Annotated in this window: 6 protein-coding genes and 6 pseudogenes; 9 read left to right on the forward strand and 3 right to left on the reverse strand. The window is 38.4% G+C overall.

The window, feature by feature from the left end; translation table 11 throughout:
* Positions 1-97: 97 nt before the first annotated feature.
* From recJ to WG932_RS16595, 3 genes and pseudogenes are all read left to right on the forward strand, one after another.
* Positions 98-1,797, forward strand: a pseudogene (gene recJ, locus WG932_RS16585) (single-stranded-DNA-specific exonuclease RecJ).
* A 2-nt stretch (positions 1,798-1,799) separates the two neighbouring features.
* Positions 1,800-2,530 (forward strand): annotated as a pseudogene (gene lptB / locus WG932_RS16590) (LPS export ABC transporter ATP-binding protein).
* A 20-nt stretch (positions 2,531-2,550) separates the two neighbouring features.
* Positions 2,551-4,068 (forward strand): GH3 auxin-responsive promoter family protein, encoded by a 1,518-nt coding sequence (locus WG932_RS16595; RefSeq protein WP_149392044.1) that lies wholly within the window; start codon positions 2,551-2,553, stop codon positions 4,066-4,068.
* 621 nt (positions 4,069-4,689) lie between these two features.
* Here the strand turns inward: WG932_RS16595 and mazG are convergent.
* A pseudogene (mazG, locus tag WG932_RS16600) lies at positions 4,690-5,440 on the reverse strand (nucleoside triphosphate pyrophosphohydrolase).
* Positions 5,441-5,574: 134 nt separating this feature from the next.
* Here mazG and WG932_RS16605 point away from each other — a divergent pair.
* The 3 genes and pseudogenes from WG932_RS16605 to WG932_RS16615 all read left to right on the forward strand — a co-directional run bounded on the left by WG932_RS16605 (position 5,575) and on the right by WG932_RS16615 (position 8,414).
* On the forward strand, positions 5,575-5,805 hold the full coding sequence (locus WG932_RS16605) for a hypothetical protein (protein WP_014019156.1): 231 nt from the start codon (positions 5,575-5,577) through the stop codon (positions 5,803-5,805).
* A gap of 49 nt (positions 5,806-5,854) precedes the next feature.
* A pseudogene (gene glmM, locus WG932_RS16610) lies at positions 5,855-7,242 on the forward strand (phosphoglucosamine mutase).
* Between the two features lie 24 nt (positions 7,243-7,266).
* Positions 7,267-8,414 (forward strand): annotated as a pseudogene (locus WG932_RS16615) (cysteine desulfurase family protein).
* Position 8,415: 1 nt separating this feature from the next.
* Here the strand turns inward: WG932_RS16615 and WG932_RS16620 are convergent.
* Positions 8,416-9,378 carry a pyridoxal-phosphate dependent enzyme gene (locus tag WG932_RS16620; protein WP_483084732.1) on the reverse strand — a complete coding sequence of 321 codons (963 nt, stop codon included), beginning with the start codon at positions 9,376-9,378 and terminating at the stop codon, positions 8,416-8,418.
* A gap of 151 nt (positions 9,379-9,529) precedes the next feature.
* Between WG932_RS16620 and WG932_RS16625 the strand changes: the two genes are divergently transcribed.
* From WG932_RS16625 to WG932_RS16635, 3 genes and pseudogenes are all read left to right on the forward strand, one after another.
* Positions 9,530-11,350, forward strand: a complete 1,821-nt coding sequence (locus tag WG932_RS16625; protein WP_483084733.1) for an amidohydrolase — start codon at positions 9,530-9,532, stop codon at positions 11,348-11,350.
* 3 nt (positions 11,351-11,353) lie between these two features.
* Positions 11,354-12,507 (forward strand): annotated as a pseudogene (gene alr / locus WG932_RS16630) (alanine racemase).
* Positions 12,508-12,586: 79 nt separating this feature from the next.
* Positions 12,587-12,991, forward strand: a complete 405-nt coding sequence (locus tag WG932_RS16635) for an META domain-containing protein (protein WP_149392049.1) — start codon at positions 12,587-12,589, stop codon at positions 12,989-12,991.
* A gap of 83 nt (positions 12,992-13,074) precedes the next feature.
* Here the strand turns inward: WG932_RS16635 and purU are convergent, their stop codons facing one another.
* The gene (gene purU, locus WG932_RS16640; RefSeq protein ID WP_149392050.1) at positions 13,075-13,929 is read right to left on the reverse strand and encodes a formyltetrahydrofolate deformylase; all 855 of its coding nucleotides are present in this window, start codon (positions 13,927-13,929) and stop codon (positions 13,075-13,077) included.
* Between the last annotated feature and the right edge of the window lie 47 nt (positions 13,930-13,976).

Here is a 13,976-nt window from a genome sequence, read left to right on the forward strand (position 1 = left end):
CTCAATGTATGGACCTTAAGTAAAATGAGCAATTTATATTAAAATTATTAAGGTGTTTTTTAGTTGAATCGCCTGTTTGTTTTGTAATTTACGCGCCATGGACTATAGATGGAAACATAAAGACAAGGCAAATTCCGAATTAGTAGAACACCTAAGCAATGAAATAAATGTAAACCCAACACTTGCCAATGTGCTGGTAAACCGTGGCATTGCTGATTTTCAACAAGCCAAGGATTTTTTCAGACCTGACTTGGATAAATTACATGACCCCTACCTCATGAAAGACATGGATGTGGCCGTTCAAAGGTTACATCAAGCAATTGAGAAAAATGAAAAAATACTGGTTTATGGGGATTACGATGTAGATGGAACCACTTCTGTGGCTCTTTTTTATGGATTTATTCAATCGTTTTATTCTAATGTAGCTTTTTATATTCCGGACAGATACAAGGAGGGTTATGGTATTTCTGAAAAAGGAGTTCGCTTTGCTGCCGAAAATAATTTCAGCTTGGTGGTCTCGCTTGACTGTGGGATCAAAGCTTTAGATAAAATTGATTTGGCCAATGAACTGGGTGTGGATTTCATTATTTGTGATCACCACACTCCCGGAGAAACCCTCCCACGAGCTATTGCTGTTTTAGACCCTAAAAAAAAAGACTGCTCCTATCCTTTTAAAGAATTAAGTGGCTGCGGAGTTGGCTTTAAACTCATTCAAGCCTTCTCTCAATTTACAGGAAGAAATCAAAATAACCTTTACGCTTTCCTAGACTTGCTGGTTATCAGTATTGCTTCTGATATTGTTCCCATTTCCGGAGAAAACAGAATCCTGGCTTACTTTGGGCTTGAAAGATTAAACAATAACCCCAGACCGGGAATAAAAGCGCTTATTTTAAAAGGAAAATTAGAAAAAGACATAAACATTACAGACATTGTTTTTAAAATTGGCCCAAGGATCAATGCCTCAGGAAGGCTGGAACATGCCAAAGCATCAGTAGAACTCCTCATTTCTAAAGATCTCGACGAGGCTGTTCGACGGGCAGAACTTGTTGAAGACGTTAATGCCGCACGAAAAAATTTTGATGAGAATATCACTCGTGAGGCATTAGAAATGATTGAAACAAGGGAGTTGGAAGGAGAATTTAAAAGTACAGTTTTATTTAAAGAAGACTGGCACAAAGGAGTAATCGGCATAGTAGCTTCACGCTGTATTGAAAAATACTATCGCCCAACCATCATTCTTACTGAATCCAACAATAAGGCAACAGGCAGTGCTCGATCTGTATATGATTTTAATATTTACGAAGCCATAGAAGAGTGTAGTGACTTGTTGGAACAATTTGGAGGGCATAAATATGCTGCCGGTCTCACTTTATCTGTTGCAAATGTCCCTGCATTTCAAGCGAAATTTGAATCGGTGGTAAGCAATAGGGTATCTGAAATCCACATGAAACCGATTTTGGAGATAGATGATGAATTAATTTTAGATCAAATCAACTATAGGTTTTATAATATCCTCAAACAAATGACTCCTTTGGACCGGGGAATCCGGAACCCGTTTTTTGTGCCAATCAGGTCTTTGCTGAAAATGTACGTGTGCTTAAGGACAAACATTTACGTTTTGACATTATTCAAGATGGACAGAGCACTAAACCTGTTTGCATCGGATTTGGCTTTGCCGATTATTTCGACTTATTAAATAGCAAAATGCGATTCAATATAGCGTTTGAAATACGAGAAAACACATTTAGAAATACCAGTAGTTTGCAACTTTACGTTAAGGATATCAAATTTGATTAAACATGATATTAAAGGCAGAGCACCTTGTTAAGATCTACAAGAAAAAGAAGGTAGTTAACGACATTTCCGTAGAAGTAGGGCAAGGAGAAATAGTGGGACTCTTAGGCCCCAATGGAGCAGGGAAAACCACCTCATTTTATATGATAGTGGGATTGGTACAACCCAATGGGGGAACAGTTTACCTGGACAACCAAGACATTACCCCTTGCCCATGTACAAAAGAGCCAAACTAGGTATAGGATACCTTGCCCAGGAGGCCTCTGTTTTCAGGAAGCTTACAGTAGAGGAAAACATCATGGCTGTTTTGGAAATGAGTAATATTCCTAAAAAAGCTCAAAAGGAAAAGGTTGAAGAGCTATTGGAAGAGTTTAGCCTAACCCATGTAAGAAAGAATTTGGGCATGGTGCTTTCCGGAGGTGAAAGAAGACGTACAGAAATTGCCAGAGCACTTTCTGTAGACCCTAAGTTTGTATTGCTCGATGAGCCATTTGCCGGCGTGGATCCAATTGCTGTTGAAGAAATCCAAAGCATTGTTGCCAAATTAAAAAACAAGAACATTGGCATCCTCATTACTGACCATAATGTGAATGAAACCTTATCCATTACAGACCGTGCTTACTTAATGTTTGAAGGGAAACTTCTGAAAGCAGGAACCGCTGAAGAATTAGCAGCCGATGAGCAAGTTAGGAAAGTTTATCTGGGAAAAAATTTCGAGCTGAAAAGAAAAATATAAAAACGGAATACACCTCCACCATGGAATTGATCAATACTTTTATGACCTGGATCCTAAAGAACCGTATAGGCCAGATCGAAAAATTTAAAAACAACCCACTTGAAACGCAAAGAGAGATCTTATTCAAGTTAATACATACGGCAAAACATACTGAGTTTGGAAAGAAATATAATTTCGGGAAAATTTCTGCTTATGAAGATTATAATGCATGGGTGCCTGTTCATGATTACGAGGCCATAAAACCCTATATCGAGCAAACCATGAAAGGCCAACAAAATGTATTGTGGCCTACACCTATCCATTGGTTTTCAAAATCATCCGGCACCACATCTTCTCGAAGCAAATTTATCCCGGTCTCCCCGGAAAGTCTGGAAGATTGCCATTTTAAAGGTGGGAAAGATATGCTTTCCCTCTATATCAACAATTACCCTGAAACCAAATTATTTACCGGGAAGAGCCTTACCATTGGGGGAAGTTTGCAAACAAACAACCTTGACTTCAATGAAAATAGCTTTTCGGGAGACATTTCAGCCGTAATCACAAGAAACCTACCGGTATGGGCTCAAATGGCCAGAACACCTAGTTTAGAGGTGGCCTTGATGAGTGAGTGGGAAGCGAAAATTGAAAAAATGATTGAAGAGACCCTGAAGGAAAATGTCACCAGCCTTACAGGAGTCCCCACCTGGACCTTAGTCCTACTTAAAAAAGTACTTGAAAAAACCAATAGTAAAAACATCTTGGAGGTATGGCCAAACCTGGAAGTATTCTTTCATGGAGCCGTGGCCTTTGGCCCCTATAAAAACATTTTTGAAAGCCTCATCCCCAGCCCTAACATGCATTATATGGAAACCTATAATGCCTCTGAAGGTTTTTTCGGCATCAAAGACCAAAAAGATTCTGATGAATTACTACTTATGCTTGATTATGGGATTTTTTATGAATTTATCCCCATGGAAGACATAGAAAACGAGCACCCGGAAATTATCCCTTTAGATCAAGTGAAAAAGGATAAAAACTATGCATTGCTAATCTCAACCAATGCGGGATTGTGGAGATACAAAATTGGAGATACGGTAAAATTCACCTCAATTAATCCTTATAGAATAAAGATTTCCGGTAGAACCAAACATTTCATCAATGCCTTTGGGGAAGAGCTAATTGTGGAGAATGCCGAAAAAGCCATGGAAATCACCTGCAATGCCACCGGAGCGACCATCAGTAATTTCACAGCTGCCCCGGTATATTTTGACAGCAATCACGAACAAGGCACCCACGAATGGATTATTGAATTTGTCAAGTTACCCAATAACAAGGATGAGTTTCTTCAAAGGCTAGATCAGGAATTACGTAATGTCAACTCGGACTATGACGCTAAAAGGTATAAGGATATGGTATTAAAACTACCTATTATCCATTTTGCATCTGAAGGTTTGTTTACAAGATGGCTCAAATCCAAAGGGCGCCTGGGTGGTCAAAACAAAGTCCCTAGACTTTCTAACAATAGGGAATATATTGAGGAGATATTAAAATTTGTTTGACCTTTAAGATATAATAGAATTCGTAATGCTTGTACCAAGCTTTCTCAAGGAGTCTTCAAATCACAAGAAAACAGGTCTGCCTTGGAACAATCGCATAGCATCTCCGCTACCTTGAAATTAAAAACAGCTTAAAGGGGCAGATTTCCAAGTGATTCCTGCAGACAATTGATTGTCTATTGCATGGCAATCTATAACATTATAAAGCTTTCAATCCAAGCATTACGAATCAAAGGTACCTTTTAAACAACTAATTTATCAAGCCTCCCCTTGTCTAAGTTTACTCATTTTGCACTAAAGCTCATAAACCAAAGAAGATTTTAAATCATGGGGAAATCAACAGTGAAAAACGAATGGTACTCGTCTGAAACCCATTGAATAAAACAAGACAAAAACAGCTTGATTTCAACGCATTTGAAGAATCAAAAAGCAAGAAAAATTTATCCACATTTCGTTAGACTTATCCACACACTTCAATAAGAAGGCCTTATACTTTTGACAATGAGTAAGTTATAGATATTAATAAAATCAAGGATTTGTGGAAAACTTAAAATAAGTATATTTTATTTATTTTAATCTAAGCATAAAAAGTGGATAACTCCCTGATCAGAATTTTCTTTTAAATCACTTATTTTTCTCCTCATTTTTGGCTGCTTCCCAATAGGTATCCATTTCCTCCAGGCTCATGTCGCCCAAGGTTTTTCCTGAAGCCTTAGCAGCATTTTCTAAGTATTGAAATCTATAGATAAACTTTCTGTTGGTCTTCTCTAAAGCTTCCTCAGGATTTACACCTATAAACCGAGAATAGTTAATTAAAGAAAATAAGAGATCCCCAAATTCTTTGGTGGCCTCTTCTTGATTGACAGGGACTTCATCTGTGGCATCAAAGTTCTCTCTAAACTCCCCCATCTCTTCTTCAACCTTAGCCCACACCTGCTGTTTTTCTTCCCAATCAAAACCAACCCCCGGGCTTTTTCTTGGATACGCATGGCTTTGATCAAGGCCGGTAAAGACCGAGGAACTCCCCCTAATACGCTGGTATTTCCTTTTTCCTTCAGTTTTATTTTTTCCCAATTTTGTTTTACAGCCTCTTCGTCATCGGCTGAAATATCTCCGTAAATATGAGGATGTCTTCGGATCAATTTTTCATTTAACTGACCAATCACTTTCCCAATATCAAAGGCTTTTTCTCGTCACCTAGTCGCGCATAAAAGACGATGTGCAACAATATATCACCTAGTTCTTTGCTAATTTCTTCCAAATCATTGTTCAAGATGGCATCTGAAAGCTCAAATGTCTCTTCAATGGTTAAATGCCTTAAACTCTCAATGGTTTGTTTTCTATCCCAAGGACATTTTTCACGAAGTTCGTCCATGATGGTCAATAGCTTGTCAAAAGCAGCTAACTGCTCTTTCCTTTTTTCGGATTATTCATATAAAAGGGAGGAAACTTATATTTCGGTATATACGTTTTGAAAGTATTACGTAAATTTGCAGAAATAAAATTGATATGACAACTGTATATTTAACATTGGCATTCCTGGCATTATTTTTCATTTTAATGTCTGTAAGGTTAATATTCTTAAAAAACGGACAATTTAAAGGCACTTGTGCCTCTCAAAACCCCTATTTGAATAAGGAGGGGGAAACTTGCGGCTACTGCGGTAAAAAAGTAGACGACGGTAGCTCTTGTGGCAACCCTGACAATGAGGTAGACAAGGTCATGGCTAAATTTAAATAAGAACAATCATCCAATACTCATTTTTATAACCTTCCATTAAATTCTTTCAATGGCATTAATTAAATCGATTTCCGGTATTAGAGGAACTATAGGCGGAAAACCCGGAGATGGACTATCCCCTATAGACATTGTGAAATTCTCAGCTGCCTATGGTGCCTGGGTTTTAGAAAATTCATCAAACAAAAAAATTGTATTGGGTAGAGATGCCAGAATCTCCGGAAAGATGGTCTCTCAATTAGTGGCAAGCACCCTACAAGGATTAGGGATTGATGTCATTGACTTGGGCTTGAGTACGACTCCAACTGTGGAGCTTGCTGTACCTAGAGAAAACGCTGGAGGTGGAATAATCATTACTGCTAGCCACAATCCCATTCAATGGAATGCACTAAAACTTCTCAATTCGCAAGGTGAATTTATTTCAGATAGTGAAGGCAAAGAAGTATTAGAAAAGGCTGAAAATGCAGACTTCACTTTTGCAGAGGTAAGAAAATTAGGTAATTATTCTCAGAGAGAAGATTACTTGGACATCCATATCCAACATGTATTGGACTTAAAACTCGTTGACCCTGCTGCCATCGCTGCGAGAAAATTTAAGATAGTCATTGATTGTGTCAATTCTTCCGGGGGCTGGTCATACCTAAGTTATTAACAGCCTTAGGAGTAGAGGTCATAGAAAAAATGTACTGTGAACCAAATGGTGACTTCCCTCATAACCCTGAACCATTACCAGAACACCTTAGAGATATTTCCTTAAAATTGGAGAATGGAAATTTTGATCTTGGAATTGTAGTAGATCCGGACGTAGATAGGCTGGCCTTTTTAAATGAGGATGGTAGCTTTTTCGGAGAAGAATACACACTAGTTGCAGTGGCAGATTATGTTCTGTCGCAACAAAAAGGAAATACTGTCTCAAACCTTAGTTCCACAAGAGCTTTAAGAGATGTAACTGAACTTAGGGGAGGAGAATACAATGCAGCAGCAGTTGGAGAAGTAAATGTGGTCAACCAAATGAAAGCCACCAATGCAATCATTGGAGGTGAAGGTAATGGTGGAGTAATCTATCCTGAATCTCACTATGGAAGAGACGCCTTGGTGGGTATAGGTTTATTCCTAACTCATTTGGCAAAATTTGGTAAATCTGCAAGCAGATTAAGAGCAAGTTATCCGGGATATTTTATTTCGAAAAATAAAATTGAACTTACTCCATCAATCAATGTAGACAGCATTTTGGAGAAAATTCAGCGTAAATACCAAAAATATCCAATCAATACCATTGATGGGGTGAAAATAGAATTTGATAAAGAATGGGTGCACTTAAGAAAATCTAATACAGAACCTATAATACGAATCTATTCTGAGTCCGGCACCTCAGCAACCGCTGAGCACTTGGCAAATAAAATTATCCTAGATATTAAAGAGATAATTTCAGAAAAATAATCTGAAACTATCCATACACTAAACATGAATGAATTGGCTAGTCTATATTTTGACAATGCAGCAACAACTTCTATAGATGAACGTGTGCTTGAGGAAATGTTACCTTACCTTAAGCATAATTTCGGCAATCCTTCATCTGTACATAGTCATGGGAGAGATGCTAGAGCTGCATTGGAAAAAGCCAGAAAAAAAATTTCAGGTTTACTGAATGTCAGCCCAGGGAAATCATATTTACTTCAGGTGGCACAGAAGCTGACAATATGGCTATTTGTGGAGCAATAGCCACCTATAATATAAAACATATCATCACTTCACCCATTGAACATCATGCTGTCTTGCATGTAGCAGAACAACTTGCTAAGAAGCAAAACTTAAAGTTAAGCTTGCTGGAATGTGATAACCAAGGCAGACTAAATATGGAACAATTGGCAATGCTATTGGAAAATGAACCCAATAGCTTGGTGAGTTTAATGCATGGAAACAATGAAATCGGAAATCTAAATGACATAAAGAAAATAGCTGCACTGTGTGAACAGCACAGCAGCTATTTTCATTCGGACACGGTTCAAACAATGGGGCATTACCCGATTGATTTAAAAACATTACCAATTCACTCTCTCTCGGGTTCGGCACACAAATTTCATGGACCAAAAGGAGTAGGATTTATTTACATCAACAAGAATAAAAAAATTGACCCTTTTATTTTTGGTGGCGGACAAGAGAGAAGCTTTAGAGGAGGAACTGAAAATGTTGCGGGGATCATTGCCTTAGCAAAAGCCCTTGAACTGGCTTATGAAAACCAAACGGCCCACGCTGAGGAGATCCTAGGGATAAAAACATACTTTAAAAATCAAATAATAAAAGCCATCCCGGAAGTAACTTTCAATGGGCTATCGGGTAATCTAGATGAGAGCTTGTATACCGTGTTAAATGTAAGCTTCCCTCCATCTGAGAGCAACGAAGGCATGCTTTTGTTTCATCTGGATCTAAATGGGATATCAGTTTCGGGCGGATCTGCATGTTCTAGTGGGGCTCAATTAGGCTCACATGTACTGAATGCGCTCGGAACAAATCCACAAAGAGAAAACGTTAGGTTTTCATTTAGTCGCTTTAACACAAAAGCTGAAGTTGACCGTGTAGTGAAAACTTTGGCTGATCTGTACCTTCCTTAAATCAAGAAGATTTAAAAGGCAAGCCGGCTAAATCTACATTACCTCCTGAAAGGATAATGCCCACATTTTGATTAGCAAATAGATTTTTATTTTTCAGAACAACAGCCAAAGGCACAGCACTACTTGGTTCAATCACAATTTTCATACGCTCATATATCAGGCGCATGGCTGATATGATTTCTTGGTCTGATACTGTAAGTATATAGTCAACATTTTTGAAGATAATTTCAAAATTCAACTTTCCTAATGAAGTAAGCAAACCATCAGCAATGGTGTTAGGTGTTTGAACAGGAATTCTATAACCGGCTTCAAATGACATCTTTGCATCGTTAGCACCCTCTGGTTCTGCCCCAATGATTTTGGTATTTGGTGAGTAAAATTTTGTAGCCAATGCCGTACCCGCCAATAAACCACCTCCACCGACGGGGGCGATTAAAAAATCTAGAGAACGATAAGTCTCCAAAAGCTCCAAGGCGCAAGTAGCCTGACCTTCCACCACATCGGGATGGTCATAGGGAGGTATAAAAGTGGCTCCATGTTGGTTTACCACAGCTTTTAAACCTTCTTCCCTTGCCTTTAAGTTAGGTTCACACTCAATTACTATTCCACCGTAACCCTCCACTGCATTTCTTTTTACCTGTGGGGCACTTGAAGGCATCACGATATAGGATGGAATATTTGCAACCTGTGCAGCTCGAGCCAAGGCTGCAGCATGGTTACCGGAAGAATGGGTGGCAACTCCCTTCCTCCTTTCCTCGGGAGACATTTTAAGCACGGCATTGGCTGCTCCTCTTGCTTTAAAAGCACCGACTTTTTGAAAGTTTTCACATTTAAAAACCAAATCACACCCTGCCACTTTGCTGATAGCTTCAGAATGCAAAACAGGCGTATAATGAACCATATGATCAATTCTTTCTCTTGCTTCTCGAATACTTTTGGCTGTTATATTTGGCTGTTTCTTCATCTTCCAAAATTGCATATAATCTAAAAAACAGACAATTATTCTACAAGGAATATCAAAAAGGAAGAAAAATGGCCACTGCCATTTTGCAACAAACTATATTCCCTATATTGAAAAAAATTTTTGACTTAGGTTTGCATTTTATTTAAGCAATATGTCAATAAATCACCTGGAATTTTACCCTATCATGGGAGAAGAGTTGAATGGAAACAACACCATTTCGCTAGACATGAGTACAACCAATTTGGAGTTAAAGGAAATTGATCTTTTAGACACCCATGCTTTTGAGCATTATATCAACAACCAATTGGTCCAAAACAAAAAAGTGTATGGCATCGGCGGGTATTTAGAAATGCGTAACATTTACCAAAGAAGCAGGGTTTTTGAGGACAGTTCAGCAAGTAAATTTCGAAACATCCACCTAGGAATAGACATTTGGTCTACTTCCGGAAAAGCAGTCCATTGCCCGATAAATGGTACCCTTCACAGTTTCCGAGACAATAAAGGTTATGGCAATTATGGTCCTACAATAATACTCATGCATTCATTTCATGGGGAATTAATTTACAGTCTTTATGGACATTTAAGTCATATAGACCTGCAACATTTAAAAGTGGGGCAGATCTTTGAAAAAGGCGAAAAAATTGGACATTTAGGATCGTCCTTTGAAAATGGGAACTGGCCTCCTCACCTGCACTTTCAATTGATAAAAAATTTAAAAGGAGAATCAGGAGACTATCCGGGAGTATGCTCAAGCTCACAAAAAGATTGGTACAAAAAAACTGCCCGGACCCAACAGCATGGCTTGGATTTCAAGCTGAGAATGTCAATAGAAAAACACATAATGAATTCTATAATTAAAGAAATAAGCAAACTTCGAAAACAGCTGCATCAGGCACCGGAAATTTCAGGAAAGGAAAAATACACTTCCCGTAAAATCAAGTCCTATTTCGAAGCTTTATCACCGGATGAAATTGTAGAAGACTTGGGCACACATGGTTTGGCCATAGTGTTCAATGGCAAAGATAAAGGACCAAGCACCCTGTTCAGGGCTGAGCTTGATGCTTTACCTATTACTGAGAATAACGACTTTAATTATAAAAGCAATATTCCGGGAGTAGCACACTCTTGCGGACATGATGGTCACATGGCCATACTTTGTGGGATTGGCTTGACAATAAGTAAGCAAAGACCAAAAAAAGGAAGGGTAATCTTATTGTTCCAACCTGCAGAAGAAACAGGTATGGGGGCAAAAGAAGTTATCGAGTCCCCACACTATCAAAAAATAAAGCCGGATTATGCCTTTGCATTGCATAACCTTCCCGGATATCCTTTGGGAGAAGTGGTATTAAAAGAAGGAGCATTTACGGCTGCTTCCAAAGGCATGATCATTGCTTTAAAGGGCAAAACAAGTCATGCCGCTCACCCGGAGGATGCCATAAGTCCCGCAAATGCTATTTGTCAGTTGATTTCTGGATTACAAGAGCTCCCAAAACAGATGCCTGGCTTTTCTCTTGTGACTATTATTCATGCCCAACTGGGTGAAGTAGCTTTTGGCACCACACCCGGAGAAGCCAAAGTGATGGCTACCCTTCGGACTTTTGACAATGATATCATGACAAGTTTGACGGAAAGGGCTTGTTCAATATCAAGAAAAATAGCTGCAGACCAAGGTTTAAAATGTTCCATCAGTTTCACTGAAGAGTTTCAAGTGGTGGAAAACGATACAGATGCCGGAGAATTGGTAAATGAAGCAGTAGAGCATTTGAAATTAGCAAAAAGACATGCTAATGAACCGTTTAGGTGGTCTGAAGATTTTGGAGTTTTATCAGCTACTACCCAAAGCTATCTTTTTGGTCTAGGCTCGGGAAAAAATCATCCCCAGCTACATGAAAACAGCTATGACTTCCCTGATGAATTATTACCTATAGGTGTCGATATATTTTGCGCAATTATTCAAAGATTAAATCATTAAAAAATGGAGCACACCTCATTCCTAGCGATTAGCAAAAGTGCATATAGTAATAATATACGGTTTATAAAAAGTCAAATAGGTGATAATGTAACGATCTCTTCAGTAATTAAGGGTAATGCTTACGGTCACGGAATAGAAAACATCGTAAAAATCGCTGAAAATGTAGGCATAAGACATTTTAGTGCTTTTAGTACAGATGAGGCCATCAGGGCTAAAAATTCCTCGAAAAAGAACAGCCAGATTATGGTAATGGGGATGGTAGAAAATGAAAACCTCCCCTATTTAATTGAAAATGGAATAAGCTTTTATTGCTTTGAAATGGATAGACTGGAAGCAGCCATTAAGAAAAGTAAAGAACTGGGAATAAAAGCAAAAATTCATATTGAGGTGGAAACAGGTTTTCATCGAACCGGTTTTGAATGGGACGAGAAGGAAGAACTATTGGCTAGTTTGGAAGAAAATAGCGATCACTTACAACTATGCGGTCTATGCACCCACTATGCCGGAGCAGAAAGTGTCGCCAATTATGTTAGGATACAGAATCAGATCAAGCAATACCATAAGTTCAAAGATTGGTTCAATAGCAAGGGGGTTCACTTTGATCGCTACCACACTGCTTGTTCAGCAGCCTCACTAAGTTACCCCGAAACCATCATGGATATGGTGAGAATTGGAATTGCACAGTATGGTTTTTGGCCAAGTCAGGAGACCTATATGTTTAAATTTAAGCAACTGGCACCAAACAAAAAGAATCCGCTCAGGAGGCTCATTAGCTGGAAAAGCCGAGTTATGAGTCTGAAAAAATTAAAATAGGTGATTTTATAGGGTATGGTAACAGCTATATGGCGTCTAGGGACATGCTTATTGCTCAGGTACCGGTAGGGTATTGCCACGGGTTTGGTAGAAGTTTAAGTAATCTGGGGAAGGTTTTAATACATGGAAAGGTGCTTTCTGTGGTTGGTAATGTTACCATGAATACCATCTCTGTAGATGTCACAGACCTTAAAAAAGTAAATAAGGGAGACGAAGTTGTGATTATCGGCCGCCAAAAAAGAAATGAAATTACTGTTGCCTCTTTTGGGGAGTCCACCCAACAAGTCAATTATGAATTATTGACCAGACTTCCTCATGATATTCCAAGAAAAATTGTTACATAATTCATTTTTAGAATGGTGTTTGTGGTAGTATACTAAAAGTGGATTTTAATCCCATATGTATAACCAAACCCATTTTACAATGAATTTATATTTTAAATCGAGTCTTGTTCTATTAATAGCTGTTTTCTTATTTTCATGCCATTCAGAACCTGTAGAATTAGCTGATCATGACTGGAAGGTTACAGATCTCTCCGGATCTCCTGCAAGCAAAAGTGAATTGGCAAAACTCTCTTTAGAGTTTAAAGATGGAAAAGAAATCGGTGGATTTGCAGGCTGCAACAATTTTAGGGGAGGAGCGACCTACAATCAGGAACAGATTCAGTTTTCGACTTTATACACAGACAATAGGTCCTGTAAACTTGAGCAATTGGAACAAAGGTTTTTATCCAATCTAGAATCCAGTAAGCAATACTCCTATTACGCAGGTAAACTCATTTTACAAGATGAAAGTGGGAATATACTTGTAGAACTGGAGCAATTATAAAAATGCCCTATGGCATTTCAGACAGGGCACTCCCAAAGGGCTATAAATTTTGGCACCGGATTAAAAATCCTTTATTGCCTAGATTAGTTAAAAATAATTGTGCGATTGCCCACCACTTGAATTTTTCTTGCCAAATGGTATTTGATAGCTTTGGAAAGCACGACCTTTTCCACATCCTGACCTATTTGCACCAATTCGTCAATCGTATTGTGATGACGAACCCTAGCTACATCCTGTTCAATAATAGGTCCTGCATCTAGTTCTTCGGTAACGTAGTGGGCAGTAGCGCCAATAATTTTAACCCCTCGCTTATAGGCTGCATGGTAGGGTTTTGCCCCTACGAAAGCAGGTAAAAATGAATGGTGAATATTGATAATGTTGTTGGGGAAGTTTTTAATAAAGTCGCCGGATAAAATCTGCATGTATCTGGCCAAAACAACAAAATCAACTTGATGCTCTTTCATAAGCTCAAGCTGTCTTTTCTCTTGGGTAAACTTGTTCTCCTTGGTAACAGGCAAATGATAATAAGGTATTCCAAAAGCTTTCACTACAGGCTCTAAATCCGGGTGATTGGAAATAACCAAAGGAATCTCCACATTGAATTGTCCGGAATAATACCGACTCAATATATCAAAAAGACAATGAGACAATTTAGAAACAAAAAGTGCCATTTTAGGTTTCGGGAAATTGAATGACAGGGAATATTGCATTTCATATTTGAACCCTACATTTTTCTTAAATTCTTCTAAAATGGAGTCTTTTTCTATGGCAAAAGTTTCCAGTTCCCACTCAGCACGCATAAAAAAATCACCTAATTCCTCGTCAATGTACTGATCTACAGCTAATATATTCCCATTGTTCTCATATAGAAATTGGGAAACGGCGGCAACTATACCTTTATTATCCTTACATTGTACAATTAAAATGGCTGTATGCATTTTGTTATAGTGCTATTGTGATTGAATTTTTATTTATTAACTAAGGA

It is taken from the genome of Cyclobacterium sp. SOCE241 (genome assembly GCF_056867545.1).

What these genes read in the sequence shown, in the direction of transcription:
- WG932_RS16595 (WP_149392044.1), top strand. Translation starts at nt 2,551, where the DNA reads ATGGAATTGATCAATACTTTTATGACCTGGATCCTAAAGAACCGTATA.
- WG932_RS16605 (WP_014019156.1), top strand. Translation starts at nt 5,575, where the DNA reads ATGACAACTGTATATTTAACATTGGCATTCCTGGCATTATTTTTCATT.
- WG932_RS16620 (WP_483084732.1), bottom strand. Translation starts at nt 9,378, where the DNA reads ATGAAGAAACAGCCAAATATAACAGCCAAAAGTATTCGAGAAGCAAGA.
- WG932_RS16625 (WP_483084733.1), top strand. Translation starts at nt 9,530, where the DNA reads ATGTCAATAAATCACCTGGAATTTTACCCTATCATGGGAGAAGAGTTG.
- WG932_RS16635 (WP_149392049.1), top strand. Translation starts at nt 12,587, where the DNA reads ATGAATTTATATTTTAAATCGAGTCTTGTTCTATTAATAGCTGTTTTC.
- purU (WP_149392050.1), bottom strand. Translation starts at nt 13,929, where the DNA reads ATGCATACAGCCATTTTAATTGTACAATGTAAGGATAATAAAGGTATA.